27 protein-coding genes and 1 pseudogene are annotated in these 26,750 nt (G+C 40.5%); 12 read left to right on the plus strand and 16 right to left on the minus strand.

Annotated elements, in window-relative coordinates; genetic code table 11:
• Positions 1-62 precede the first annotated feature (62 nt).
• From J2S11_RS01485 to J2S11_RS01495, 3 genes are all read right to left on the minus strand, one after another.
• Complete coding sequence (locus J2S11_RS01485; protein ID WP_307389935.1) at positions 63-1,511, minus strand: DEAD/DEAH box helicase; 1,449 nt, start codon at positions 1,509-1,511, stop codon at positions 63-65.
• Positions 1,512-1,708: 197 nt separating this feature from the next.
• On the minus strand, positions 1,709-2,572 hold the full coding sequence (gene dapF / locus J2S11_RS01490) for a diaminopimelate epimerase (protein WP_307389936.1): 864 nt from the start codon (positions 2,570-2,572) through the stop codon (positions 1,709-1,711).
• A gap of 78 nt (positions 2,573-2,650) precedes the next feature.
• Positions 2,651-3,661: an HD-GYP domain-containing protein gene (locus J2S11_RS01495; protein ID WP_307389939.1), complete on the minus strand. Its 1,011-nt coding sequence runs from the start codon at positions 3,659-3,661 to the stop codon at positions 2,651-2,653.
• Positions 3,662-4,145: 484 nt separating this feature from the next.
• Here J2S11_RS01495 and J2S11_RS01500 point away from each other — a divergent pair, with 484 nt between their 5' ends.
• The 3 genes from J2S11_RS01500 to J2S11_RS01510 all read left to right on the plus strand — a co-directional run bounded on the left by J2S11_RS01500 (position 4,146) and on the right by J2S11_RS01510 (position 8,010).
• Positions 4,146-6,533, plus strand: a complete 2,388-nt coding sequence (locus J2S11_RS01500) for an exosporium glycoprotein BclB-related protein (RefSeq protein WP_307389942.1) — start codon at positions 4,146-4,148, stop codon at positions 6,531-6,533.
• A 207-nt stretch (positions 6,534-6,740) separates the two neighbouring features.
• Positions 6,741-7,631 carry a DUF4183 domain-containing protein gene (locus tag J2S11_RS01505; protein ID WP_307389944.1) on the plus strand — a complete coding sequence of 297 codons (891 nt, stop codon included), beginning with the start codon at positions 6,741-6,743 and terminating at the stop codon, positions 7,629-7,631.
• 94 nt (positions 7,632-7,725) lie between these two features.
• Positions 7,726-8,010: a DUF4183 domain-containing protein gene (locus J2S11_RS01510; protein WP_307389947.1), complete on the plus strand. Its 285-nt coding sequence runs from the start codon at positions 7,726-7,728 to the stop codon at positions 8,008-8,010.
• Positions 8,011-8,313: 303 nt separating this feature from the next.
• On the opposite strand, the gene J2S11_RS01515 is transcribed toward J2S11_RS01510, so the two are convergent.
• Together J2S11_RS01515 and J2S11_RS01520 are read right to left on the minus strand one after the other, a co-directional pair.
• A complete protein-coding gene (locus J2S11_RS01515) occupies positions 8,314-8,520 on the minus strand; it encodes a hypothetical protein (RefSeq protein WP_307389949.1) in 207 nt (68 codons plus the stop codon).
• A 184-nt stretch (positions 8,521-8,704) separates the two neighbouring features.
• Positions 8,705-8,941: a DUF1450 domain-containing protein gene (locus tag J2S11_RS01520; RefSeq protein WP_307389952.1), complete on the minus strand. Its 237-nt coding sequence runs from the start codon at positions 8,939-8,941 to the stop codon at positions 8,705-8,707.
• Between the two features lie 345 nt (positions 8,942-9,286).
• Between J2S11_RS01520 and J2S11_RS01525 the strand changes: the two genes are divergently transcribed.
• Positions 9,287-10,360, plus strand: coding sequence for an NAD(P)/FAD-dependent oxidoreductase (locus tag J2S11_RS01525; RefSeq protein WP_307389955.1), 1,074 nt, complete (start codon positions 9,287-9,289; stop codon positions 10,358-10,360).
• A 256-nt stretch (positions 10,361-10,616) separates the two neighbouring features.
• On the opposite strand, the gene J2S11_RS01530 is transcribed toward J2S11_RS01525, so the two are convergent.
• Positions 10,617-11,753, minus strand: coding sequence for a bifunctional cystathionine gamma-lyase/homocysteine desulfhydrase (locus tag J2S11_RS01530; protein WP_307389957.1), 1,137 nt, complete (start codon positions 11,751-11,753; stop codon positions 10,617-10,619).
• Between the two features lie 2 nt (positions 11,754-11,755).
• The gene (gene cysK, locus J2S11_RS01535; RefSeq protein ID WP_307389959.1) at positions 11,756-12,682 is read right to left on the minus strand and encodes a cysteine synthase A; all 927 of its coding nucleotides are present in this window, start codon (positions 12,680-12,682) and stop codon (positions 11,756-11,758) included.
• 229 nt (positions 12,683-12,911) lie between these two features.
• Here cysK and J2S11_RS01540 point away from each other — a divergent pair, with 229 nt between their 5' ends.
• Entirely contained in the window at positions 12,912-13,148 is a 237-nt protein-coding gene (locus J2S11_RS01540; RefSeq protein ID WP_307389962.1) for a NifU family protein, read from the plus strand.
• 367 nt (positions 13,149-13,515) lie between these two features.
• On the plus strand, positions 13,516-13,980 hold the full coding sequence (locus J2S11_RS01545; protein WP_307390214.1) for a phosphatidylglycerophosphatase A family protein: 465 nt from the start codon (positions 13,516-13,518) through the stop codon (positions 13,978-13,980).
• 36 nt (positions 13,981-14,016) lie between these two features.
• Here J2S11_RS01545 and J2S11_RS01550 read toward each other — a convergent pair whose 3' ends face one another.
• The 3 genes from J2S11_RS01550 to J2S11_RS01560 form a co-directional block, all read right to left on the minus strand.
• Complete coding sequence (locus J2S11_RS01550) at positions 14,017-14,814, minus strand: TIGR01457 family HAD-type hydrolase (RefSeq protein ID WP_307389963.1); 798 nt, start codon at positions 14,812-14,814, stop codon at positions 14,017-14,019.
• Positions 14,815-14,914: 100 nt separating this feature from the next.
• On the minus strand, positions 14,915-15,559 hold the full coding sequence (locus J2S11_RS01555; protein WP_307389964.1) for a helix-turn-helix transcriptional regulator: 645 nt from the start codon (positions 15,557-15,559) through the stop codon (positions 14,915-14,917).
• 125 nt (positions 15,560-15,684) lie between these two features.
• Positions 15,685-16,131 carry a DUF86 domain-containing protein gene (locus tag J2S11_RS01560; protein ID WP_307389967.1) on the minus strand — a complete coding sequence of 149 codons (447 nt, stop codon included), beginning with the start codon at positions 16,129-16,131 and terminating at the stop codon, positions 15,685-15,687.
• A gap of 206 nt (positions 16,132-16,337) precedes the next feature.
• Between J2S11_RS01560 and J2S11_RS01565 the strand changes: the two genes are divergently transcribed.
• Positions 16,338-16,610: a DUF3055 domain-containing protein gene (locus J2S11_RS01565; RefSeq protein ID WP_370875416.1), complete on the plus strand. Its 273-nt coding sequence runs from the start codon at positions 16,338-16,340 to the stop codon at positions 16,608-16,610.
• A gap of 105 nt (positions 16,611-16,715) precedes the next feature.
• Here J2S11_RS01565 and J2S11_RS01570 read toward each other — a convergent pair whose 3' ends face one another.
• On the minus strand, positions 16,716-17,099 hold the full coding sequence (locus J2S11_RS01570; RefSeq protein ID WP_307389972.1) for a YutD family protein: 384 nt from the start codon (positions 17,097-17,099) through the stop codon (positions 16,716-16,718).
• Positions 17,100-17,215: 116 nt separating this feature from the next.
• Between J2S11_RS01570 and J2S11_RS01575 the strand changes: the two genes are divergently transcribed.
• Positions 17,216-17,968 (plus strand): YhcN/YlaJ family sporulation lipoprotein, encoded by a 753-nt coding sequence (locus J2S11_RS01575; RefSeq protein WP_307389975.1) that lies wholly within the window; start codon positions 17,216-17,218, stop codon positions 17,966-17,968.
• Positions 17,969-18,015: 47 nt separating this feature from the next.
• Here the strand turns inward: J2S11_RS01575 and lipA are convergent.
• Positions 18,016-18,906 (minus strand): annotated as a pseudogene (lipA, locus tag J2S11_RS01580) (lipoyl synthase); the annotation flags it as partial.
• A 297-nt stretch (positions 18,907-19,203) separates the two neighbouring features.
• Here lipA and J2S11_RS01585 point away from each other — a divergent pair.
• The 4 genes from J2S11_RS01585 (at position 19,204) to J2S11_RS01600 (ending at position 23,371) form a co-directional block, all read left to right on the plus strand.
• On the plus strand, positions 19,204-20,220 hold the full coding sequence (locus tag J2S11_RS01585; protein WP_307389977.1) for a M23 family metallopeptidase: 1,017 nt from the start codon (positions 19,204-19,206) through the stop codon (positions 20,218-20,220).
• Positions 20,221-20,697: 477 nt separating this feature from the next.
• Positions 20,698-21,453, plus strand: coding sequence for a metal ABC transporter ATP-binding protein (locus tag J2S11_RS01590; protein WP_307389980.1), 756 nt, complete (start codon positions 20,698-20,700; stop codon positions 21,451-21,453).
• A 2-nt stretch (positions 21,454-21,455) separates the two neighbouring features.
• The gene (locus tag J2S11_RS01595; protein ID WP_370875423.1) at positions 21,456-22,319 is read left to right on the plus strand and encodes a metal ABC transporter permease; all 864 of its coding nucleotides are present in this window, start codon (positions 21,456-21,458) and stop codon (positions 22,317-22,319) included.
• A 110-nt stretch (positions 22,320-22,429) separates the two neighbouring features.
• On the plus strand, positions 22,430-23,371 hold the full coding sequence (locus J2S11_RS01600) for a metal ABC transporter solute-binding protein, Zn/Mn family (RefSeq protein WP_307389985.1): 942 nt from the start codon (positions 22,430-22,432) through the stop codon (positions 23,369-23,371).
• Between the two features lie 215 nt (positions 23,372-23,586).
• Here J2S11_RS01600 and J2S11_RS01605 read toward each other — a convergent pair whose 3' ends face one another.
• From J2S11_RS01605 to J2S11_RS01620, 4 genes are all read right to left on the minus strand, one after another.
• Positions 23,587-24,057, minus strand: a complete 471-nt coding sequence (locus J2S11_RS01605) for a dihydrofolate reductase (RefSeq protein ID WP_307389988.1) — start codon at positions 24,055-24,057, stop codon at positions 23,587-23,589.
• The gene (thyA, locus tag J2S11_RS01610; protein WP_307389990.1) at positions 24,054-24,848 is read right to left on the minus strand and encodes a thymidylate synthase; all 795 of its coding nucleotides are present in this window, start codon (positions 24,846-24,848) and stop codon (positions 24,054-24,056) included. Before thyA ends, J2S11_RS01605 begins: the two co-directional genes overlap by 4 nt.
• Before the next feature lie 97 nt (positions 24,849-24,945).
• Positions 24,946-26,052, minus strand: coding sequence for an HD-GYP domain-containing protein (locus J2S11_RS01615; protein ID WP_307389992.1), 1,107 nt, complete (start codon positions 26,050-26,052; stop codon positions 24,946-24,948).
• Positions 26,053-26,425: 373 nt separating this feature from the next.
• Positions 26,426-26,728, minus strand: a complete 303-nt coding sequence (locus J2S11_RS01620) for a YunC family protein (protein WP_307389994.1) — start codon at positions 26,726-26,728, stop codon at positions 26,426-26,428.
• Positions 26,729-26,750: the final 22 nt, after the last annotated feature.

Here is a 26,750-nt window from a genome sequence, read left to right on the forward strand (position 1 = left end):
TTTTTTATGCCCTTTTATATCTTATACCCTTTTATGCACCTAACTCCTCTACCTAAGGGCTTCTATTTAAACGCTTTGTGCACCTTCAATTGCTTCCCTTTTATCGTTGTTTTTTTCAAATTTTGAAGAACCATTATGCCTTTTCCATTCAGAATTTCAACAAAGGATTCATTTTCATGAATGGTAATGATTCCAATATCCTCTGCACTGACACCATCGATCCTTGCAATTGTGCCCACAAAATCTACCGCTCTCAGTTTCTTTTTTCTTCCCCCATTAAAATAGAGCTTCATAATTTCCTGATTTAGCTCCTCAGCTTTGTCTTTTTTTAAGCTAGGCCGTGTCTTCATCTTGTTTTCAAAGGATGCTCTATGTCTTGCGATCTCATCAATGGTCAGTTCTTTTGTTCTATTTATTTCTACGCCTGCATAGGTTTCAAACTCTTGAAGCAAATGATCCTCTGAGGGTGTAATAAAGGTTATGGCTTTACCGGCTTCCCCTGCTCTACCTGTCCTGCCAATACGATGAACATAGCTTTCTGCATCCGTAGGACAGTCATAGTTGATGACATGAGTCATCCTTTCAACATCTATTCCCCTAGCTGCCACATCAGTAGCAACTAGATAACGAAACTTGCCTCTTTTGAAGTCATCCATGACCGCGAAGCGATCCTCTTGATACATTCCTCCGTGGATTTTATCACATGGGAAATTTAAAGCTGCTAATCGTTCAAGCACATCATTGACCTGCTCATGTGTTCGGCAGAAAATCAAACAGCTATCGGGATTTTCTAGGGCTAGGACATCAAGCAACAACCCAAATTTCTTAGAGCTACTGACTTCATAATAAAAGTGTTCTATTTTATTTATGTTCCTGTCTGTAGTTTTGATTTCGATGTAATTGGGTTGTTGCATATATGTCTTACACAATTCTTTGACATCTTTGGAGATCGTAGCAGAAAACAACATTGTCACTCTACCTTTAGGGAGCTCATATAAAATAGACTCTACCTGTTCAATAAACCCCATATTTAGCATTTCATCGGCTTCATCAAGCACGAGAAACTGGAGACGCTCTAAAGGAAATGTACCTTTTTGAATATGGTCAAGCACTCGCCCTGGAGTCCCTACAACGACATGGTTTTTCTGCTTCAGTTCTAGTTTTTGCTTAGCAAAGGATTGTTTGCCATAGAGCGCTATGGCTTTAATTCGCTTATAGCGTCCAATGTTCGTAATATCTTCCTTTACTTGAGCCGCTAATTCTCTCGTTGGGGTTAGAATTAAAGCCTGCGGCTTGTTTTCTGACCATGAGACTTGCTCACAAATAGGGATACCAAACCCTGCTGTCTTACCACTTCCTGTTTGGGAGCTTACGACAAGATCTTGCTGCTGTAGGGCTAGTGGTATGACTTTTTCCTGCACTTCAGTTGGCTTAATATATCCTAAGCTATTAAGCGCTTTGACAATTTCTTGACTCAAATCAAACTTGTTAAAGCCTTCTTTGCTATTCATAGAATGACCTCCATTAATGACATAAGAAAAGCTTCTATCGAAGCCCCCTCGAAGAAGTCGTCTAGTCCATCATTAGAGGAAGCTTTTACATGCAGCCAGAATTTATAAAACTTGAAGAAACCATTGTATCAAATTTTATAAATTCTTAGACTGTAAAAAAGCAGCTTAATTAGCTGCTTTTCCAAAACTCTAGTGCTTTACTTTTCAAATGCATACTCTCCATGACAGATATATTCCGCAGGCCCTGTCATCCACACGTGATCATCCTGCCCCCACAATATTTCTAAATCTCCTCCTAGAAGATGTACTGTCACAGCTTTCCCCTTCTCAAACTTTCCATGCAGAATGGCTGCTACAACGGCAGCGCAAGCTCCTGTTCCACAGGCATAAGTAATACCTGAGCCCCGTTCCCACACTCGAAAATCCAATTCATTGTTAGATACAGGGGAGACAAATTCTACGTTCGTACCTTCTGGAAACATAGGGTGCTTTTCAATTTGAGGTCCTAGTGTATCAACCGGAGCGGACTTAACATCTTCAACAAAAAAGACAGCGTGAGGATTTCCCATAGAAACTCCAGTAAAGGAATAGACTTGACCTTCCAACTCTATTACAGAATGAGTAGCTAGATCCTCTGCGCTACCCGAGTCTAACATAGGGATTTCTCCTTTTCTTAATCGAGGCTCTCCCATATCAATAGAGATTGAGTTCACAGTATCTCCCAACACTTGTACATGAGCTGTCACTATTCCACCAAGCGTTTCAATAGTAAAGGAAGTATTTTGAACAAGCCCTTTCTCATAAGCGTATCTAGCCACGCAGCGCAGACCATTCCCACAATTCTTGGCTTCAGAGCCATCACTATTAAAAACCCTCATGCGAATTGCTGCATGGTTCGAGTCGCAGATTAAAATCAGCCCATCTGAACCAATCCCAGTTTGCACGTTCGATACAGCTATAGCTAGCGGCTTCATGAATTCTTCAGGAATGTTCTCCTCAATTTGATTTACGTAGATATAGTTGTTTCCTAAAGCATGCATTTTTGTAAAGCGAATGTTCATCTATAGCGTCCCCCAAGATAAGGTTAATTTTGACTAAAAAGGAGTAGTAAGAAATAGCTATCTCCTACTACTATACCTCTAGACGCTAATTTTTTCTATTTTTATATCTGAATGATACCTTAAATCTAAAAACTCACCCTCAACATTAATCAAAGGTCTTACAGGATCCGAAGAATTGATGAGGATAATTTTCCCCACCCTGTTGTCATTTAGTCGCACTTCATGGTTGACCATCATTTCCATCATTTTTTCAATAAATATTTTCACGATCCTTGGCTCTAGCTTACCGAACTTATCCTCAGACATTTGATCTATCACCTGATAAAAAGGAATAGCTTCTCGATCCGCTCTTTCCGATGACATCGCATGAAAAATATCAGCAACGGCAACAACCTTACTGAAGAAATCAATTTTATTTGATTTTAGTCTAAACGGGTAGCCTCCACCATCCTCGCGCTCATGATGCTGTAAAGCTGTTAAGGCCATTCTATGTGTTGCCCCTACCGTATTTTTTATTAACTCATAGCCAAATATTGTATGTTTTTTAACTAGCTCATACTCATCATTTGTTAATCTACCTGGTTTATTTAGAATCTCATCAGGGATCTTAGATTTTCCTATATCATGAAGGGTAGCTGCCATTGTGAGGTGAGCTAAATCCTTCTGTGGAAGCCTAATCCATTTCCCAATTAGCGTGGACAACACACCAACACCAATCGTATGTCTATAGGTATGCTCGTTTATGGAATGAAGCTCTCTTAAAAGCGTGGACACATGCTGGGTCTCTACAGCCTTTTGGATGGATGGAATCACCCCTATTTGAATGTCACGTAAGGGAATGGAACGCTTGTATCGAATTTGATCAAAAATTAATTTAATGTCTTCACTAGCATCTCGTATATACGTTTTTTCCTCGTAGTAATCAGATACAACATCAATATCTTCATCCGCTAGTACATAATTTAAGGATGACAGGTGCTCTAGCATTTCTTCAGTTAGAATAGTATCAGTAGATAATAGCAAAGTACCATGTGAAGAAATAATATCTTTTTTTAGCTTTGTTCCTATGTATTTTTGGTTAGAAACCATAACAAACCCTCCTCGAAACGTGACCACTCTATATTTATATTTCGACAATTTATGCACCATTCTTTATCCATCCTCTTAAAATAGGACATTTGGATTAGGCATTAGCCTTTTCATTTCTGAAACCGTTTACCTTGTTTTCCTGATTCCAACGAAAGAATTTGTAGGTGAATAGCTGGATAGGAGATCACTTTCTTATTTTAAGTTTTTTTCAAAGCACTTCATGGAACTTGTAATAAACATATAGTAGGTAAAAAGTCCCATCCATGAGATTATAGTTTCAATAGGAGAGTTAGCTTTTAAAATCTAGGGAACTAGGCTCATAAATGACTATCTAGAATCCTAGTTAAAATGACATTTATTTTTTTAAAACAAGGCATTCGCCGTTTCTCTTAATTTGATTCTACATATATTTAAAATACGGGCTTACTTTTAAAAGCTTTATTACATCCATGAAAATAATGGGACATGAGGTGATAGGAAGAGGATGGCTAGACACTACTCTAATCGGCATAGATTAAAAAAGCTTTTGTTTAAAAGAAGCTTAAAGAAACGAATTTTGCGTAGATCTGAACACAAAAATGTATGTGCCAAAAGAAAGAAAAAAAGAAGCTTAAATATTGTCAGGCATACTGGTACATCAAGCTGTGGTATTAAATTACAGTTAAACTTTGGAAAGGTTTGTCATCGTAGGCCTCACCACTGTAAACGTGGTAGAGTCGGCCCTAGAGGACCTAGGGGATTTAGAGGTCCTAGGGGATCTAGGGGATATAGAGGATATAGAGGACCTAGGGGATTACAAGGAATACAGGGGATTCAAGGACCTACCGGGGAATATGGTGAAGGCGGAACTGGACCTACGGGGCCTCAAGGGATTCAAGGGATTCAAGGACCCACCGGACCTACCGGGGAATATGGTGAGGGCGGAACTGGACCTACTGGTGCCACTGGACCTCAAGGGATTCAGGGACCTACCGGACCTACCGGGGAATATGGCGAGGGTGGAACAGGACCTACTGGAGCCACTGGACCTACGGGACCTGCTGGTGGACCTCCAGGAGATACTGGTACTACGGGAGCGACGGGAGTAACTGGAAGCACTGGAGTGACTGGGCCTACGGGGCTTAGTGTAACAGGAACTACGGGGGCGACTGGTGAAACGGGAGCCGCTGGATTAGCTGGGGCTACGGGGGCCACAGGAAGCACTGGAGTGACTGGGCCTACGGGGCTTAGTGTAACAGGTGCTACAGGAGCGACTGGAGAAACTGGAGCCGCTGGATTAGCTGGGGCTACGGGGGCGACTGGCGAAACTGGCGCTGCTGGGTTAGCTGGGGCTACGGGGGCGACTGGCGAAACTGGCGCTGCTGGGTTAGCTGGGGCTACGGGAGCAACCGGAGAAACTGGACCTGCTGGGCTTGATGGCGCTACGGGAGCAACCGGAGAAACTGGACCTGCTGGGATAGCTGGGGCTACAGGGGCGACTGGCGAAACTGGATCTGCTGGGATAGCTGGGGCTACAGGAGCGACTGGAGAAACTGGACCTGCTGGGCTTGATGGCGCTACGGGAGCGACTGGAGAAACTGGACCTGCTGGGCTTGATGGCGCTACGGGAGCGACTGGAGAAACGGGACCTGCTGGGCTTGATGGCGCTACAGGAGCGACTGGAGAAACTGGACCTGCTGGGCTTGATGGCGCTACAGGAGCGACTGGAGAAACTGGACCTGCTGGGCTTGATGGCGCTACAGGAGCGACTGGTGAAACTGGACCTGCTGGGCTTGATGGCGCTACGGGAGCGACTGGAGAAACTGGACCTGCTGGGCTTGATGGCGCTACGGGAGCGACTGGTGAAACTGGACCTGCTGGGATAGCTGGGGCTACAGGGGCGACTGGAGAAACTGGACCTGCTGGGCTTGATGGCGCTACAGGAGCGACTGGTGAAACTGGACCTGCTGGGATAGCTGGGGCTACAGGGGCGACTGGAGAAACTGGACCTGCTGGATTAGCTGGGGCTACAGGAGCGACTGGTGAAACTGGACCTGCTGGGCTTGATGGCGCTACGGGAGCGACTGGTGAAACTGGACCTGCTGGGCTTGATGGGGCCACGGGAGCGACTGGTGAAACTGGACCTGCTGGGCTTGATGGGGCCACGGGAGCGACTGGTGAAACTGGACCTGCTGGGCTTGATGGCGCTACAGGGGCGACTGGTGAAACTGGGGCTACTGGATTAGCTGGCGTTACAGGGGCTACTGGAGAAACTGGAGCTGCTGGATTAGCTGGCGCTACAGGGGCTACTGGTGCTACGGGCATTGGAGTCACCGGGGCGACTGGGGAGACCGGAGCAACTGGAGTGGATGGGGCTGGAGCAATCATTCCATTTGCATCAGGAGTTCCAGCTGTTTTGACAACAATTGCTGGTGGTCTTATAGGTACTACAAGTTTAGTTGGTTTCGGTGCATCTGTGGCTGGAATCAGTGTTTTAGGGGGAACTATCGATTTAACTGGGGCAGGCGGTACCCTTCTTAACTTCTCCTTCTCTGTTCCTAGAGATGGTACCATTTCATCAATAGCTGGTTACTTCAGTACCACTGCTGCATTAGCACTCCTTGGAACAACTGTTACTATTACAGCACAATTATTTAGCTCAACTACTCCAGACAATATTTTCTCTCCTATTCCTGGAGCAGAAGTAACATTAGCTCCTCCTCTTACAGGGGCTGTAGCTTTAGGCGCAATCAGTAGTGGAGTTAATACAGGATTGTCCATTCCTGTAACTGCAGGAACTCGATTACTACTTGTTTTCTCAGCAACAGCAGCAGGGGTAACCCTTATTAACACTATAGCTGGATATGCGAGTGCTGGTATTGTCATCGTTTAATTAAAGAATTGATTTACTGAAGCATCAGCAAGAGCATCTATATGCTTTTGCTGATGCTTCTTTTACCAAAAACCATATTTTAGAAAACTAAATTAACTTTTTATTGGATTTATGGATCATTTTCATTTATTTTCAAAAAAAACCTAGATACCCAGTCCTGATATTTATTTAGCTACTTATTTTTTTGGTATTGAGGTGATGTAAAAGTTGAGTAGGAAGAAAAAGAGATGTCTTAAAAAGCAAATTATTATTAAGAGAAGTCTCTTAAACATATATAAATGTGGTTCAATAAAAGGAAAAAAAAGTACACGAGGAAAACGGGGACCTCGCGGGAGACGTGGTCCAAGAGGTTTTAGGGGCTATCAAGGTTCACAGGGTATTCAAGGAGTTACAGGGGCCACGGGACCAACTGGACCTTATGAAGGAGGGTCAGGATCCACTGGATTTACAGGAGCGACGGGGGCTACTGGAGTAACAGGAGCCACGGGCGAAACTGGGACGGCTGGACTCGATGGGGCTACTGGAACCACAGGGGAAACTGGAGCCACGGGGCTTACTGGCGCTACTGGAGTTGGGGTCACTGGAGCCACGGGCGATACCGGGGCAGCTGGACTCGATGGGGCTACTGGAGCTACCGGATTAACCGGAGCCACGGGGCTTACTGGCGCTACTGGAGTTGGGGTCACAGGAGCCACGGGGGAAACTGGGCCGGCTGGACTCGATGGGGCTACTGGGACCACAGGGGAAACCGGGTCAACCGGTTCGACAGGTGCAACAGGCCCGACGGGCGACATTTCGATAATCGAAATTATTCCTACCGTATACCGGTACTTTTATTTCCCACCTACAGATCTGGACTTATCCTCCTCTGTTACAATTCATGCGGGGGGGTTCAGCGATGATGATGGAAACAGCGTTACCGAATTTGCTGGACTAGGCACAAACAGCTTTAATAATCTATTCATTAACGGTCTTGTGCAACCAAGCAATTCATATAGCGTAAGTCCTGGCATGTTGTTCTTTCCTGCGCAAAGCGGCACCATATTTGCTGGTACGCCAATCATTATTGAGACTGTACAATTTAATGTTCAAGTGTAAAATGGATAAAAATAGTTATAATTCCCCGTCCCTGCGCCTTTACTACTTCCGAATCTACCACATATACTATTTTTAGGTAGGGAGGTGAGGAACCATGCCAATCGTAACTCCATATCAAAATAGTCTGAGATTCGCATCCACCTTTGGTGCAGGGACAGGAACGGGGGCAACATTCGCTATTTCTGCCACAGCATTTACTGACGACAGCGGCACTGTCGCCACAGCATTTCCGGGCTCGTTCAATTATTACAATCTGTATATTAACGGCATTTTGCAAACAGCGGATACATCCACCGTTTCGACGACTGAGATTACCATCCCGGGTGGCGATGTCCTGAATGACGGCACACCGCTTGTCGTTCAGTTCGTTGTGTCTTAAGGTGACTTGACCACTCCATAAAAAAGGCCTTTTTCAACTTCTATCCCAGATAGAAGTTGTTTTTTGCGTCGAGATTGATCTTAGGAGCGGCTTGGACTGGAACGCAGCTTGAGAGGACTTTTGGACGATACACAGGATTCAGTTCATGTTACGGTCTGACCGACCTGTCTTTGAACATCTCTTGTGAATAACCTGTCCGGTGAAAGCGGAAAGTTATACATAACAACCCCAAAAAAATGGATAAGGAGTGAGGTAGAGATGAGAACGACCAGTATCCTTAACTCCTTAGAGTAGGCCGTGTTTTTAGATGTAGGCAGAAGACCATCTGGACCTAAAGACTGGTAAGTTTGAAGCCATTGTTAATGAGCTATTAAGTTTGAAGCCATTGTTTATGGTTTGAAAAGAAACATCTAACAAATGAGCTAGATGATTAAGTGAGTCTTCTCCGTGAAGATATTTTTCTATCGCTTCTATTTTCTCAAAACCTGATATTTTTGATTTGCGGGACATAAAAATGCTCCTCCCTGTAATAAACAGTTTTTATATTTAAACTGTCTACCACAAGGGGAGCATATCAGTTATCATACCTAGAAGGTTTTTTACTCAAAAGCTCCCACCCACTTATGAACTAGCAACAAGATGCTAGAAGCTACAGTTTCAAATGTAACGGGTTAGGGTATGAAATATCGTGGTATTACAACATCTCATCCTTTGCGATGGCTTCTCTAATTTTATTTAGCAAGTCTTTTGGACTTTCACCATAAACGAATTCCCCGTTAACCAAAGCATATGGATACTGATAGCACTCTCCACAAAATCCTAGACAACCGTAATCTATAACATCCAGGTCAGGATCCTTTTCAAGCTCTTCCTTAACTCGTAACGTTCCTGCACCGAGATTACTCTGACAAAATTCTATTATAGGTCTCAAAGCTGCATTCAACCTTTCTTAACAACTTAATTCTTAATTACCATTTATCGATTCTTTAAGCCATCATAATATGGGCTGATGTCTTCTTTCTTAATCCTATCTAGTTCATTTTGTATCGTCAAGTTGCTTGCTCACACTAATAGGATAATAAAATCTAAGCTTATTGTTCCCTGTATTGATTTTTTACTGTATTTTCGTTAGAATTTAAAGGATTGCCATGACAAATGCGGCTTGTATGAAGGAATATTGTGAACATTAAATGAACGTAAGGGTTATTTTTCTTAGCAAGCATTTTTATCTAAAACAGCTGAGATGGATAGTCATGTAGAGAAAGGACGTAGGAAGATGGAAAAGATTTTAATTTTAGGTGGAGGCTATGGGGGACTTAGAATTACACAGCGCTTATTAAGCCATGATTTGCCTAACGATGTAAGTATTACTATCGTTGACCGCTTACCTTATCATTGCTTAAAAACAGAATACTATGCACTTGCTGCAGGGACAGAGTCAGATTCTGCTCTTCGCGTAGCTTTCCCTTCAGATTCAAGAGTTAATGTCGTGTACGGATCTGTTAAGGAAATTGACCTTGAATCAAAACAGGTATATTTAGAAGATGAAAATGCAGCTAGTTTGACTTATGATTATCTTGTTATTGGACTTGGGTGTGTGGATCGATATCACGGAGTGCCAGGAGCGGACAAATTTACGTGTAGCATTCAAAGTATGGATAACACAAGGAAAACGTATCAAGTCTTAAATAATGTAAAGCCTAACGGAAAAGTAGCGATAGTTGGTGGAGGCTTAAGTGGGGTTGAAATTGCAGCTGAGTTAAGAGAAAGCCGCTCTGATTTAACCATTCAAATTTACGATCGTGGAGAAAGTATCTTGAGCCCGTATCCGGAGAAGCTAAGAAAATACGTTCGTGAATGGTTTACAAATCGTAGCGTAGACTTAATTCATAAAGCTAATATTACAAAGGTTGAGCCAAATAAATTATATAACCATGATGAAGAAATTGAGCTAGATGCTATTGTGTGGACAGCTGGGATACAAGCAAATCCAATTGTCCAAGCTCTTCCTGTAGAAAAAGATCCTATGGGACGAGTACATCTAACGAAATACCATGCCATTCCGAATTATGAAAATGCCTACGTAGTTGGAGATTGTGCTAGTCTTCCTTTTGCTCCAAGTGCACAGCTTGCGGAGGCTCAGGGAGATCAAATTGCTATGATAATCAGCTCAATTATTAAAGGGCAAAGCCTTCCTGATAAGCTTCCTAAAATGAAGCTAAAGGGCACCTTAGGCTCTCTAGGGAAAAAGCATGGCTTCGGACAAATGGGAGGCACCACATTAATCGGACGAGTTCCACGAGTGCTGAAGTCTGGTGTGCTTTGGATGTATAAAAATCACTTAGGATAGCTCTACCTTGCCGACTCTATAAAAATCCTAAATATAAATAATTCATTTTCATCTCTACAAAACAATAAGGAGATAGTGAGTATTCTCAATTACTCACTATCTCCTTTTCTTTTAACTCTTTTAATCCACTATTGCTGCGTTAGATTTCTATCTAAGTCCTTCTGGAATATCAATCCTCTGAGCTTTATTATTCTTCTATGGGTTATTCTTCTTCAAGGAGTTATTCTTCCTCTAAGAATTATTACTTCTCTAATGATTAATCCTCTAGAGCCTGAGTTAAATCCTCGATTAAATCTTCAATATCCTCTAAGCCTACAGAAATACGTACTAACCCGTCCGTAATACCTAGCTGCGCTCTTCTTTCTGCTGGGATTGAAGCATGTGTCATTTTTGCCGGAACTGAAATTAGACTTTCTACAGCCCCAAGGCTTTCTGCAAGTGTAAAGTACTTCACCTTGGCAAGGACACGCTCCGCTCTTTCTGCGCTTCCTACATCAAAAGAAACCATTCCACCAAAACCACGAGCTTGCTTTTGCTGAATATCATGACCCTGGTGAAGCTTTAATCCTGGGTAATAAATGGACTCAATATCATCACGCTTTTGTAAAAAGGCTACTATTTCTTTTGTATTATTTTCATGCTCCTGCATACGTACGCCTAGTGTTTTAATCCCTCTAATTAATAACCAAGAATCCTGAGGTCCTAGGATACCCCCTACAGCGTTTTGAATATAATGAAGCCGCTCCCCTAGTTCATCATTGTTTACAACGGCAAGACCTGCTACTACGTCACTATGTCCGCCTAGATATTTGGTAGCACTATGCAGAACAATATCAGCTCCAAGCTCGATTGGATTCTGCCAGTAAGGTGTCATAAATGTATTGTCGACGATAAGCATAAGCTCTTTTTCTTTCGTGAATTGAGCAATCTGCTGAATATCTGAAACCTTTAATAGCGGATTACTTGGTGTTTCTAAGAATAGGGCAACCGTATTATCCTTAAGAGCTGCCTCTACTTCCTCCATTTTACTTGTGTCCACAAATGTAACGTCAATACCAAATTGATTAAACACATTCGTTAACACACGATAGCTTCCACCATACACATCATCGCCAACGATAAAGTGATCTCCTTGCTTAAATAACATAATAATAGCTGACATAGCAGCCATTCCAGAACCAAAGGCAAAACCTCTAGCTCCCCCTTCGATATCCTTAATAAGCTCCTCACACGCTAATCGAGTTGGGTTTCCTGTTCTAGAATATTCAAATCCTTTATGGTTTCCTATCCCATCCTGCTTATAGGTACTAACCTGATAAATAGGAACACTCACTGCTCCAGTAGCTGGATCTCCATCAATCCCACCGTGAATCAGTTTTGTTTTTAGCTTCATTTCTAAATACCTCCCTGATAAATTTTTTTACTTAGGTATCTCTCGCTACTATCGGCAAAAATGGTCACGATGTGAGCACCAGGCTTTGCCACTTCTGCTTCCTTAAGTGCTGCAGCTAATGCAGCTCCTGATGAGCTTCCAACAAGTAAGCCTTCTTTTGTAGCGAGTTCCTTTACATAATCAAAAGCGATTTCATCGTCTATGGTGTGAATAGCTTCAAAATATGAAGTGTCCATAAAAGGAGGTAAAAGCTCCATACCTATTCCTTCGGTTTTATGGGGACCAGAGTCTCCCCCATTTAAAATAGATCCTTCAGGTTCCACAATGACTGTTTTTATATGTGGGGCTTGTTCTTTTAAATATCTTGAAACTCCCATGAACGTCCCGCCTGACCCTGCTCCAGCAACAAATACATCAACCTTCCCATCTAACTGCTCCCAAATTTCCGGTCCAGTTGTTTTATAATGGGCAGCAGGATTCGCTTCATTATGGAATTGCTGAGGACAATAAGAGCCTTCAATTTCCTGCTCTAATTGCTTTGCTTTTGCAATAGCCCCCTTAATCCCTTCCTCGCTAGGCGTGTTTACAATGGTAGCTCCTAGAGCTCGCATAATCTCTTGCTTTTCCATACTAAACTTTTCAGGGACAACAAAAACGACTTTGTAGCCTTTTCCTATGGCCGCTAAAGCAATACCTATTCCTGTATTACCCGCAGTTGGTTCAATGATAGTCCCCCCTGCCTTTAGCTTCCCTTTATTTTCTGCATCTGCTATTAGTTCTACACCTAATCTATCCTTCACACTTCCGCCAGGGTTATAAAACTCTAGCTTAGCAAACAAACGAACCTGATTAGGTAAATCAAACTGAGTAAGCTCTACAATAGGAGTGTTGCCAATAAGCTCCTTCATTCCTCTATACACTTTTTTCATCTTTTCCACCTATTCCAATGTACATACTTAGATATTAATCATTCCATATAAGTGTATTATACTCTGTCTAAGATGTACACTTCAAAATATATGTGACTGGCCAAAATATACAAAATATCTTAGAACATGTATCTTTATTGGTTTTGTGCTTTTGCATAAAATTGAGCGTATTCATAGATTTTTTTGTTCAAGGGCACTATAATAGAAGTAAGAAAGGAGTTGTATATCCATGACTGAAATGACATTAGAGAATAGAGTCCAAGAAGTATTAGATAAACTCCGCCCTTTTCTACAACGTGATGGTGGAGACTGTGAATTAGTCGGTGTTGACGATGGGATCGTTAAGCTTAGATTACTTGGAGCATGCGGTAGCTGCCCAGCTTCAACTATGACGTTAAAGGCAGGAATTGAGCGTGCCTTAACAGAAGAAATTCCTGAAGTAAGTGAAGTTGAACAAGTATTCTAAATAGAGCTTAATGAATTAGGCTAAACTCAAATAAACTGAGTTTGGCCTTTTTTCTTTCGATCATTACTAGCATATGTGTAAAATCAGTTCTACGTAAAATTTATCCCCACTATCCATATATGTCAGTCCACTCAGAAAACTATTCTAAAAAAATGTTAGCGCTTTCAATTAACCTTTACAGATCATATTTGTCCTTTACTTACCTCCCCCTCTAACAAATTTCTCTATTGTTAATTATAACATGACTTTATTTACATCTTCTACAGTGAATAGGTTTCCCTCTTGCTGACAAAACATAGTATATAGAATATCTAGTTTGAAAGGAAAGGTGAAAGGTTTGTCGACTAAAAAACAAAAGTATGATCCCATGAAACAAAAATGCCTTGAATTACTAAGAGAAAGAGGTGTTCAATTAGAGGATATCGGGGAGCTTGTGTATCATTTGCAGGAAAAGTATATCCCTCAATTAACCATGGAGATCTGCTTGGAAAATATTGATCGTGTACTTTCCAAAAGAGAGGTTCAGAACGCTATTATTACAGGAATTTTTATCGATAAAATGGCAGAGATTAATCAAATCGACGAACCTCTGCTCTCAATAGTCAAAAATGATGAAAGCTTGTACGGGATAGATGAGGTCATTGCTTTATCCATTGTGAACGTGTACGGAAGCATTGGATTTACTAATTACGGTTATATAGATAAAATAAAGCCTGGTATTTTACAAAAACTAAATCAAAAAGGAACCGGTCAGTGTCATACCTTTTTGGATGATATTGTGGGGGCTATTGCAGCAAGCGCATCTAGCCGCTTAGCCCATTCCATCGACTAGTCCAAATTACCCTGAGTTATTATTATCTAATCGTTGCTACACAAAAATATCTTTGTGAGCATCTGCTAACGTATTCCATTCGTAGGTTGGTTTATGCGGTTCCTCCTTCACATGCTCCGGTTTGCTGAAGCCGGTATAAACAATTGCTGTATTAATATTTGCTCGGATTCCTGCTAAGATATCTGTCTCATAATTATCACCAATCATGAGGGCTTCCTTCTTCTGCAGGTTTCTCTCTCTAAGGATCATCTCAATCATTAAGGGCTCCGGTTTCCCAATATACTTAGGCTCTACTCCAGTAGCTGTCTGTACGACTGCCGTTAACGAACCGTTACCTGGTAAAAGACCTCTTTCGGTAGGTAAAGCTTTATCCGCATTCGTTGAAATAAAAGGAACACCCTGTCGCACATGCAATACGGCTCCAGCTAGCTTCTCATAAGTAATTTGTCTGTCTAACCCTGTCACTACAAAATCAATAGCTGATGCCTCTACTCCCCTTTCAGCACCGAATACTTGATGTCCTTCAGCTAGGAGCGCCTGCTTAAGTCCTTTTTCTCCAATCATATACACATTAGCATTCTTTTTTTGTGAACTAATATATTGAGCTGTCGCTTTACTTGTGGAATATATTTGATGATCCTCTGCCTGGATACCAAACAGATTCAAGTGTTCAAGAACCCCTTCAGAGGTTTTTGTGGAATTGTTTGTGAGGAACACATAATCCTGCTTTAGTTCTTTGATTTGGTTGATAAAGTACGGTGCTTCTTCAATGGCTTCAGTGCCTCTATACATGGTTCCATCAAGATCTATGATATATAACTTATACTTTTGCATGATGATTAACTCCTTCAATAACAAATGTAGACCAAAAACTCATAATCCAATTCTTATTTGGATGGTAAGGACACTTAATTTTATAGAAAAAAGAATCCCGTTACTCCTTAACGAGATTCTTTTTTACGATATAAACACAATGGGTCCCACCCTTTGCCAAACACTCTGTACGCTGAATATCTTCTGTTCCTAAGAGCTTTTTGAAAAGAGAGAGCTCACATTGACAGGCCTGATTATATTCCTTAGCCACCTCAGAGATTGGACAGTTGTATTCCTTAAAAACATACTCCCCATCATCTGTTTTGCTCCACTCAACCATATATCCCTTGTTATTTTGAATATCAGCTAGAGTTTTAACTTTATCCTCGAAAGCTAAATTCTGCATACGCTCTGCATACGTTGATTCGAGCTTCTCCTCCCTGCGAGAAAAAAGCTGCTCCACTTTTTCTAAGCCATCGATCTCCTCAATTTCCTTCAAAAAGTCTAAGGCAATATCAGAGTAGTTCTTAGGGAAAAGATCATGCCCTTTTTCCGTCAAGTAGTAGACATTTGTAGGTCTTCCCATAGCTTGCCTGATAAGCTCTGTATCTATATATAAATCACGCTCTAGAGTATTTAAATGACGACGTACAGCCATTTCTGTAATCCCTAACTGCTGAGCCATTTCACTTACAGGAAGACGGCCCTTCGTCTTCAGCATTTTAAGAATTTCATCGCGGGTTGAGACAGACTTTTGCATTTGCATCCTTTTCACCACCCTTTACACTTATTTTACTTGATTCTAAGGAATAAGTAAATTTTTATACCAAATTGTTTAGAAAGTAGCAGCTAATTTTATACACTAAGTAATTGAATGCCATCTACTTCTTTCTATGATTTTGGGGTGAAAGCAGATACTGGTCCTAATTGTTCCTCTAAATAACGTCTTGTTTGCTGCGGGAATCGTTTTAAACTTTCAAAAGCCTCTTTGTATACATGCCATATGTGATCATGATTACTATGCATATAATCGCTAACTAGCTCTTTTCGACAAAGGATAAATGGAAGAAGAAGCTCTTTGTCTTCCGTATCAATGACTTTCTCATCCTCTAGAATGACAAGAATATCCTCATAGCTCCCGGGGTCACGCATTATGAATCCATCAATCATCAGATTCCCAATATCCAGAAGAACCTCGATTTGCATATGAACTAGCCTTTCCATAGCAAGTCTTTGTATCGGTTCTTCAAAGACTTGATTAAGCTCTAAAGACCATTTACAAAGCTGCTCCATATATTGCATATGCTGTTCAAGCTTCTGTCGATCTACAAAGTACATAATTTCACTCCATCTATTTGTCTTTTTTTGCTTTTCTTTTACTGTACAAAATAACGATAACAAAGGTTAAAACAATACCTAACAAAGTTATCATAGCTATGCCTGTGTCCATTTGATCACCTTACTCCCTTTATTAATCATTTGTTTTATTTTATACTAAATAGAGCTAATAAATAAAGAATGGCAAATAGATAGGAGCGTTAATGATGAGTGAATCAATTTTTATGTACGACGATACAGAGGATACGCGTACCCGCTTTGTTGGTTTTATAGGTGACGCAAAGCGTTTTGATTTAGCAATTACTTCTTCCAATCGTTTTTATGGAAAAATACTTGTATGTGACATACAAACAGGGCGTTCAGCCATCATCGGAAAGGATGATTTAGAAGAGGAAGGCTATTTAGAACACGCCTACAATTTAACTGAAGAAGAAGCTCAAGAGCTTCTTAACTTTTTAGAGCAGGTTGTAGGGGCTTAAATCAGTCTTTCATTTCTACGCTGCGGTCATCTACTATTAGCCTAACCCTAGAGGGTTAGGCTTTTTTAATTCCTAATACGATTATTTGAGTAATCTTACTCCATCTTACTCTCCAGAAGGAACACTCTCTTCCTGAATTTCTTTTTCTTCAGCTTCTAAAGGTACTGAAGGTTGCTGCTCCTTTATCCCCTTCAGCTGTTTAAGCTCGGAGGGCTTTACCTTGCGAACCACAAAGTAGGAACAGCCAAAATTACAATATTCCTGTATATATTCATCTAATGTACTAATTTTCGCATCAAATGCTGCCTTTGCCTTTTTATTTGAATCATCATAAAATCCTCGCAGGCGCAGCTGACTATATCCCCAGTCACCTACTATATAATCATATTTAGATAAAACATCACTATAACGTTCTTTAAAAGCGTCAGGCTGCCATCCATCACGCACTTCTTGTTGAACTTCATAAAAAGTACCCTGAACTTGGATCATAACACCACTCCTTACTAATTAAGCCTATCATATCATCACTCTGGCACAAAGGAAATATTTTATATACACTTCTTTCACCTAAGCTGGGCACATTAAGTCGAAGGAGGTGTCAAAAAATGAACAAACGCTGGATAGCTTTAGCTCTTCTCCCTATGCTTTTCCTTACCTCAGCCTGTCAAGCAAATCTAGGACAAGAAGCCTCTCCATACCAATATCCAAATAATAGTAAGGGATTAAAAGCACTATATAAAAAGCAAGGGGCCGAGCAAGCGGACGAAAACGATGCTGTACGAAGCATTTTCCCCCAAGCCCATGATATGAATACCAGGTTAGAGAATAACCATAAGCTAGGTAGGACCCCTGAGCCTGGTGGAGATATGTCGCAGGATTCCATTCCCTATGGCTATGTAGAGCACAAGAAAAATGACCCTGAGGTATTGCAGCAAGGCTACGGTATGGACATAAACATTGATCGCGAGGTGTTGGCTGACGGTATTTCACAGATTGTTGTAGGTTTACCTAATGTCCAGGAATCAGCCGTAATCACAACAAAGCGGGAGATCATTATCGGTTATACGGCAAGTAGTGTAAGTGATCCTGAATTAGTTAGAGAACAGGTCCAACTTGCAGGTGAAGCTCTTGCACCAAGGTGGTTCGATATCTATGTAGCAGATGACATAGAGCTTGTGAGGAGCTTAGAGGATGTCACAAAGGTTCCTTCTCACCATCGTGTAGAAGCTCAGCTCCGTGCACAAGTAGATCACATCATCAAGAAGCTAGGAGGACCAAGAGATCCTTATCAATCAAAGCGCATTAATGAACAATTAGATAAGGATATGAAGCACAATATGGATCAAAAGCATGAGTAAAAATAAAGAAGGAGCACCAGCTTGTAGCATGGACTCCTTCCTTTTCTTTATACCGTCTGCTCATTTCTTTGAGCAGATTTCACTTGTTCATGAGCATGATAAGAAGAGCGAACTAGCGGACCAGATTCTACGTGACTAAATCCTCTCTCCAAGCCCTCTTCCCTAAGCTTCGCAAAATCATCTGGATGCCAGTACTTCTCAATGCTGATATGTTTCTTAGTAGGTTGAAGATACTGACCAATGGTGACGATATCAACATGATTAGCTCTTAAGTCATCCATCGTCTCTATAATTTCATCCCAAGTCTCCCCCACTCCAATCATAATACTAGATTTAGTAGGTATCCCCGGTTGCATTTCTTTAGCTCGCTTAAGTAGCTCTAAGGTACGTTCATATTTTGCCCTAGCTCGTACTCGATCAGAAAGACGACGAACTGTTTCAATATTGTGGTTCAAAATATCCGGCTTTGCATCCATGACAATTTTGAGTGCATCATAGCTTCCCATGAAATCTGGAATTAGAACTTCTACGCTACAGAAAGGCAGACGTTTACGTATAGCCTTAATCGTCTCAGCAAAGATCGTCGCTCCACCATCCTTAAGATCATCTCGAGCAACAGATGTAACGACACAATGCTTTAGACCCATTTTTTCAGCTGCTTCTGCCACACGTTCAGGCTCCGCCCAATCTAATTCTGTAGGTAATCCTGTTTTAACCGCACAAAAACGACACGCTCTGGTACAAATGTCCCCTAATATCATAAATGTTGCCGTACGATGCACTGCCCAGCACTCGTAAATATTTGGACATCTTGCTTCCTCACAAACCGTATGTAACGTTTTATCTCTCATCATCGATTTGATTTCATTGAAATTTTCGTTTGTCGTTAGCTTTATTTTTAGCCATTCTGGCTTACGTTCTGCCATTTTATAAACACTCCTTGCTTTTGATTTGCCCTTTGCTAAAGGTACTCATCACTTTTCTTTTTGTCATTCCCTCTATACTATGTTTAAAACCATCGTTTTTCAAGGAAATGCATAAATAGCTACGCCTCTAGCTAGTCTAATTCAGTTCTTTTTACATAATATTTGGCTGTTTCTAATTATATTCCTTTTGTTCCTCCACTATTATAACGTTCTTTTGAACGGAGACCAAACTTTTTAATTTAACCATGATATGGAATGATGAAATTAGAGCTTTTTTACCAAACTATAGAGAGCGGAGGTGTAATGACAATGTCACTTATAAAAAAACTTATTCAGCTTAATCTCATCCTTATTACTATTGTTAGCCCATTATTATCTTCATATGTAGATGCTAATTCTTCACAAAAATCTGATGCTGAGCTAAGGGAGGAACGACTAGGGCTTTATTTAAAGGCTGAGGCTATCACACTTATCCCTTGGTATTACATAGCAGCAGTCGACCAATATGAACGTAACATTCAGCAGGTCCGTAAGGATATCCCTAAATCTACGGGGCTAAGTTCCATTTATTTCTCTTCCTCTTTTTGGCATGGGGAGCTCAATCCTGCTGAGGAAGACTCTTCTTTAGATTCTATTCGCTTTTTTAATGGTCATGGGCAGGACGGTGATGGGGATGGAAATGCTTCAGTAAGGAATGATGAGGATATTTTATATACAATGGCGCATTATTTAGAAAGTTATGGGCAGACCGAAGATGACTTTAAAATTGCCCTCTGGGACTATTATAGAAATGATAAAGCAGTTAATCAGGTTCTTGCTATCGCCCAAACTTATCAGCATTTTCGAAGTATAGATTTGACAAAAAAAGCTTTCCCTTTGCCTCTATTTCATGATTATACGTACAGAAGCACCTGGGGCGATCGACGTGGTTGGGGAGGAAGGCGTATCCATGAAGGAACAGATATTTTTGCTTCATATGGCGTACCTGTGCGCTCTACAGCCTATGGAGTAATCGAAGTAATGGGCTGGAATAAATACGGTGGATGGAGAGTTGGGATCCGAGATATTCATAATAATTACCATTATTACGCCCATCTTTCTGGCTTTAATAAAGAAGTGAAAGAAGGGATGGTCGTAGAGCCAGGTGTTGTACTTGGTTACGTCGGTAGCTCAGGGTATGGGAAACCAGGAACGTCTGGAAAGTTCCCTCCACATTTGCATTATGGGGTTTACAAGTTCAATGGACGTACAGAATGGGCGTACGATCCTTACCCTTCTTTAAGGGCTTGGGAGAGGTATGAGCGGAAGCAAAAAAAACGGGGCTGAATATTAATGGAGCTGTGTTAACTTGCACAGCTCCATTAATATTCACTTTCACTGAACGACAATGATCCTCAGACCAATTTAGATATCGCTTTATTCTCCTTTTATTGTACTTAGGAGTACAATCAAAGGCCATTCAGCTCATATATAAATACTGACTCGTTTTAATATGTATTGATTGCTTAAAAGTTGCAATAATAAAGCTTGCATGTAACATTTTTTGTTTGACAATCAATTTTATCCTTTGTATAATCAATTCAAGATAAGTTTTGCATAAGGGAAACATTTTGTTGTAAGTAAAACTTAAATAAGCCTGTTTAGGCATACGTTGACAGGCACTCTTTCATTCAGAAAGCATATAAATATTTTGATTTTAAGTTTCTAGATTCATTGGATCTGAAGCTTTCATTTTTACCTTAAAGTTGACCAAGGGAAAGTTTTATAGACGAAAGAAACAAGTTTGAGTGGAGGAAACATACCATGAGAAAAATAGTGGAAGCCACAAATCTTAGTGTAGCGTATCAAGGTAAAGTTGCCTTGCATCCTTCAACAGTAGCTTTAAATAGTGGTAAGCTAATAGGCATTATTGGTCCAAATGGGGCAGGTAAATCTACGTTTTTAAAAGGAGTTATGGGCTTAGTTCCTCTCCTGAGTGGTGATGTAAAGATATGGGATCAGCCTGTTTCAAAAATCCAGAAAAAAGTAGCCTATGTGCCTCAACGTTCTGATATTGATTGGGACTTTCCTGTACTCGTTCAAGATGTAATTATGATGGGGCGCTATCCATTGCTAGGCTGGTTTAAAAGACCAAAGGCTTACGACTATCAGGTCGTCCAAGATTGCTTAGAAAAGGTACAGTTGACTGACTTTTCGAAGCGTCAAATTGGGCAGCTTTCCGGTGGTCAGCAGCAAAGAGTCTTTTTAGCCAGAGCCCTTGCTCAAGAGGCAAACTTACTCCTCTTGGATGAGCCGTTTGTAGGTGTAGATATAGCTACAGAGCACATTATGATTGAACAGCTTCGAGAATTAAGAAATCAAGGAAAGACGATCATCGTTGTTCATCATGACTTAAGTAAAGCTAATCAATATTTTGATGAAATTCTACTCATTAATAAAGGAATTGTAGGTTATGGACCTGTTCAGCAAATCTTCAAGCCCGATATTCTTAATGAAGCCTACGGTGGTAAGCTGGCTGTGATTCAACAAGAAAATAAAGTGACGGTGATGAGCCAGTGAATATATTAGAAGGATTTATCCAATTTTTCGAGGCATTAACACGATATACGTATTTGCAGCAGGCTCTTTACGCCTCCATTTTGGTTGGGACAATTTGTGGACTTATTGGCTGTTACATCATATTAAGAGGCATGGCTTTAATGGGAGATGCTATATCTCACTCCGTTCTTCCTGGTGTGGCCATTTCCTTTATGCTTGGGAGCACAAACTTTTTTATCGGTGCTGTTACAACAGGTGTAATTACGGCGTTAGGGATTGGCTTTATTTCACGCAATACAAAAATTAAAGAGGACTCAGCGATTGGGATTATGTTCACAGCAGCCTTCGCTCTAGGAATCGTCTTAATTAATTTGATGAGAGGTGTCCCCGTAGATTTATACCATATCCTTTTCGGAAATGTTTTAGGGGTATCAAGGACGGACTTATATATTATTTTAGGGATTGGGATTGTTACCGTCTTGACGATCATTATTTTTTACAAAGAATTGCTGTTATCAACCTTTGACCCGACAATGGCTAAGGCAAGTGGACTTCCAGTAGGACTTATTCATTATATGCTTATGCTTTTACTTTCATTAGTTACAGTAGCCTCCCTACAAGCTGTGGGTATAATTCTAGTTGTGGCCATGTTGATTACTCCGGGAGCTACAGCTTACCTTCTGACAGACCGACTTAAGATTATGCTTATTCTGTCAACCTTAGTGGGGATCGTATCGGCGGTCTTAGGATTAATTTTTTCCTATGTATTAGATGTATCTTCCGGAGCTGCTATTGTTCTTGTTGCTACCTTCTTCTTTGTGCTAGCAATGCTTTTCTCACCGAAGCAGGGATTATTGCGAAGAAGAAAAAGAACAGTAGCTGTATAACAATTTCATTTTATAAACTAAGTGATGTCATTATATCAAGGTATGGGGCACGCCCCACTTTACATACCTAGTAAATATCTAAATAAAACTTCAAAAAAAGGAGAGAAGAAATGGTGTCAGTTTTAAGAAAAATAGGCTTTTCGATTATTATTTCATTATTAAGTTTAAGTCTGTTGGCTGCTTGCTCAAACAATGGGGACGGAGCTGGAGCAAATGAAGAAGGAAAGGTGAGAGTTGTCTCTTCCTTCAGTGTTCTACATGATGTTGTACAGAATGTAGGGGGAGACTTGGTAGAAGCTAGCTTCTTAACACCAATTGGGGAAGATCCTCATGAATTTGAGCCTACGCCAAGCACCTTTCAGCTCATATCGGATGCAGACTTACTCATTTTCAATGGATTTAATATGGATTATTGGATTCAAGGCTTAGCTCAAAATGCACAAAGTAACGCTACAGAGGTTATAGTTACACAAGGTGTAGAGTCGATCCCTTTAAGCGCTGATGCTGGTGAGATGGCTGGGATGGAGGATCCTCACGCTTGGTTAGATCCAAAGAATGTAATGATTTATGCTGAGAATATCAAGGATGCTTTGGTTCAAGCTGATCCTGATCATGCAGATCAATATGAAGCAAACCTGAAAGACTATCTTGCTGAGCTAGAAGAGCTTGATACATGGATTAAAGAAGAGGTAGAGCAGATTCCTGCGGGACAGCGAATGGTGATAATCAGTGAAAGTGCATTAAAGTACTTTGCACGTGGCTATGATTTCCAATACAATTCTATCTGGGAAATTAATGCACATGAAGAAGGCAGTCCTAGACAAATTGAAAATCTAATTAATGTCATTGAAGAAAATGAAATTCCTGCCGTATTCTTAGAAACAAGTGTGAATCCAAGCGCTATGGAACGCGTTGCCAGTGAGGCAGGGATAGAAATCGCCGGAAGAGTATACACTGATTCTGTAGGTGGAAGCGGAACAGGTGCAGAAACATATATTGATATGATGAAGAGAAATGTAGAAACGTTTGTTGAAGGCCTGACAGGAAATTGATGCTAAAAGCATATTATAGATGTTCGGATAAAAAACAAATCATTTAATCATATTAATAAATCGTTATAGTATTTCATCAATTAAGGAAGTGATTTAAAATCACTTCCTTAACTTGTTTAGCTAGGTCTCCTGAAAGTAAATAGGTGGTATGAAAAGAAAGCCTAGTAGGGCTAACGTCATTAGCTCCTGCTAGGCATTTGTTTGCTTACAACATGTTATTTTCTTTCGTACGTATAAAAGGTATATTCATAAGGGTTTTTCTCATCCCTTTGACCCTTACGTTCTTCAATAACTTCCCAGGATTGATCGAGACTAGGAAAAAAAGTATCTCCCTCAATATCCTCATGAATAACCGTTAAATAAATTCGATCGGCGTGTGGTAAAAACTGCTCATATAGTTGTGCACCACCAGTGATAAAAATATCACCCTCAACCTGCAAAACTTCCTCAACACTGTGCATCACCTCACAGCCCTCAGGCAGAAAATCCTTGCTTCTTGTAATAATGATATTTCTACGCTGAGGCAGAGGCTTACCAATAGACTCAAACGTTTTCCTACCCATGACCACCGTGTGACCTAATGTCGTCTTTTTAAAAAACTTCAAATCCTCAGGTAGATGCCAAGGCATATCATTATCTTGTCCAATCACACCGTTCTGACTACTGCAAGCTATCATTGAAATCATACAGCGATCTCCGCTTTAATCGTTGGGTGTGCCTCATAGCCTACAATCTCAAAATCTTCATAGACGTAATCAAAAATAGAATCCGGCTTTCTCTTTAGTTTTAACGCAGGTGATGGAAAAGGTTCTCTAGTCAATTGCAGCTTAGCCTGTTCAATATGGTTGCTATACAGATGCACATCTCCTCCAGACCAAATAAATTCCCCGGGTTCTAAATCACACTGCTGAGCAACCATATGCGTAAGCAATGAATAACTAGCTATATTAAAAGGGATTCCTAAAAACACATCACAGCTACGCTGGTTCAACATACAGGAGAGCTTTCCATCTGCCACATAAAACTGAAAGGAATAATGACAAGGCGGAAGAGCCATGTTCTCAAGCTCTCCAACATTCCAAGCGTTAACTAGAAGCCTTCTTGAATCAGGGTTATTTTTAATTTGTTCAATAACCCCAGTGATTTGGTCAATGCTTTCACCAGAACGTGTTGGCCAAGCTCTCCATTGAGCACCATAAACTGGACCTAAATCTCCATTTTCATCGGCCCACTCATCCCAAATTCTAACGTTATTGTCCTTTAAGTATTTAATATTTGTATCCCCACTTAGGAACCATAGTAATTCATGGATAATAGATCTTAAATGAAGCTTTTTTGTTGTAATAAGAGGAAAACCATCCTGTAAATTAAATCTCATCTGTCTAGCAAAAATAGAGATGGTTCCTACTCCTGTACGGTCTTCTTTTACGACACCCTGCTCTAAAACTTCCTTCATTAGGTTAAGATATTGCTGCACCGTGCACCCCTCCAATTTATCAACTATCTCTTAATGTTAGCAAAGAAACTCCCGATAGGCTAGTCTAGATAATCGTCTGAATTGGAACATATTTGAATTAAATGTTAAGGGATTCGATCTTGATAGATGTATTCTTGGACAAGTCAATTTCACGATATTTTAAAGGTATTACTTTTTCTTCTTCCAGAGTACCCTTATCCTCTCCCTCAAGGATTCGGACAATGGGACTTCCAGGATGATTTTTGTTATGATCCACCACAACTCCACGCTCTCCATTGCTTAAGGAAACTGGCATTCCCAGAGGATAAAAGGCTATCGTCTGCTTAAATAAATGCACCAAACGTTCATCAAATAATGTTCCGGCCCCTGCATTAATTTGCTCAAATGCTAAATGAGGCAGCATAGGTGCTCTGTAACTTCTATTTGTAGTTAAAGCGTCATATACGTCAGCTATAGCAATTATTTTTGAATATTCATGAATTTCATGATCCGTTAATCCACGAGGATAGCCCGAGCCATCAATTCTTTCATGATGCTGATAGGCACAATGAGCACTTAACAATGATATCTCTTGAATACTCCTCAGCATATCAAAGCCTATAGTCGTATGTGCTTTAATAAGGGTATACTCTTCCTCTGTCAATAATCCTTTTTTATTCAAAACTGAAAGAGGAATCAGGCATTTTCCAACATCATGTAATATGGCACCTACCCCAATTTCAATAAGCTGTTTCTCTGAATAATCTAGCTTACTTGCTAGAGCTAACGTATATAAAGTAACGTTTAATGAATGCTCAAACGTGTAGTGATCTGTAGTCTGAACATGTATGAGCATATTCATGATTTGCTTCTGATTCCGAATATCGTACAGAATGTTTTTTACTGTGGATTTAAAATTTTTGGCAAAGTAGGGGTCATCAATAACCTGTTTTAAAGATTTCTGCTTCATAATGCCCGTAAACGTACCTTTAATTAGACTAAATGCCTCAGCACGAGTCTTCTGAGAGAGCGGTTCCTCGATGGATAAATCCGATGTTCGCTGATCCTGTATGTATAAGTATTGAATATCTAATTCTTGAAGTCTATGAATCATTCTCTCCGTTAATTGGACATTTTCTTGCACAAGAACTTGACCACTTTCATTCCTAATCGCCCTAGCCACTAACATTCCTAATTGGCATTTATCAACAGAAATTAATCGCATAGCTCTAACTCCATTCCGACATTGTTCGACTTATATTTACATTATATCGGAACATACTACTTATGTCTTGGGTAGTTTTTCCTATTTTTGGACAATAAGAAAAGCTTCAATCGAAGCCCTCTCGAAGAAGTCGTCTAGTCCATCATTAGAGGAAGCTTTCACACAAAGTGTGTAAGTGACGCTAAGCAACTAAAGTTGCAAGTCGTCCTATGTCCTGCCGTCAGAAAGTATAAAATTTGAAGAAAACATGGTATCAAATTTTATACTTTCTTAGACGTTAAAAAAAGGAGTTAAGATTGTTAACACACTCTTACTCCCTTTACAGTTCATTACACACTACACTGAACTATGTTTTATTCTTTTTGTAGCTGGTTTACAGCATTTTCATGATAGCGTCTTTACCTTTAGTACCTGCTATAATTCCGAGTCTTTCTGCCTCTAAAGTTACAGATTCGAGAGGTGCCTCTAACAGTTCTTCAATAGTACGTACTCCCACCGCTCTGCCTGCAATCACCTTTCTATCACTTAGCTTCTCATTCAATAAAGCAACATCAAGTGCACCACACATGATATACCCTTTTTCTGTTGTAACGACGAGTAAATTCGTTTTGGGCAAGCGCACCTCAACAGCCAGAACAATTTGACCCTCTATTTCGATAGGACTTAGTGACATCATTGACCACAAACACCCCTTTTCA

This window comes from Bacillus horti (assembly GCF_030813115.1).
Classification (GTDB): Bacteria; Bacillota; Bacilli; order Caldalkalibacillales; family JCM-10596; genus Bacillus_CH; species Bacillus_CH horti.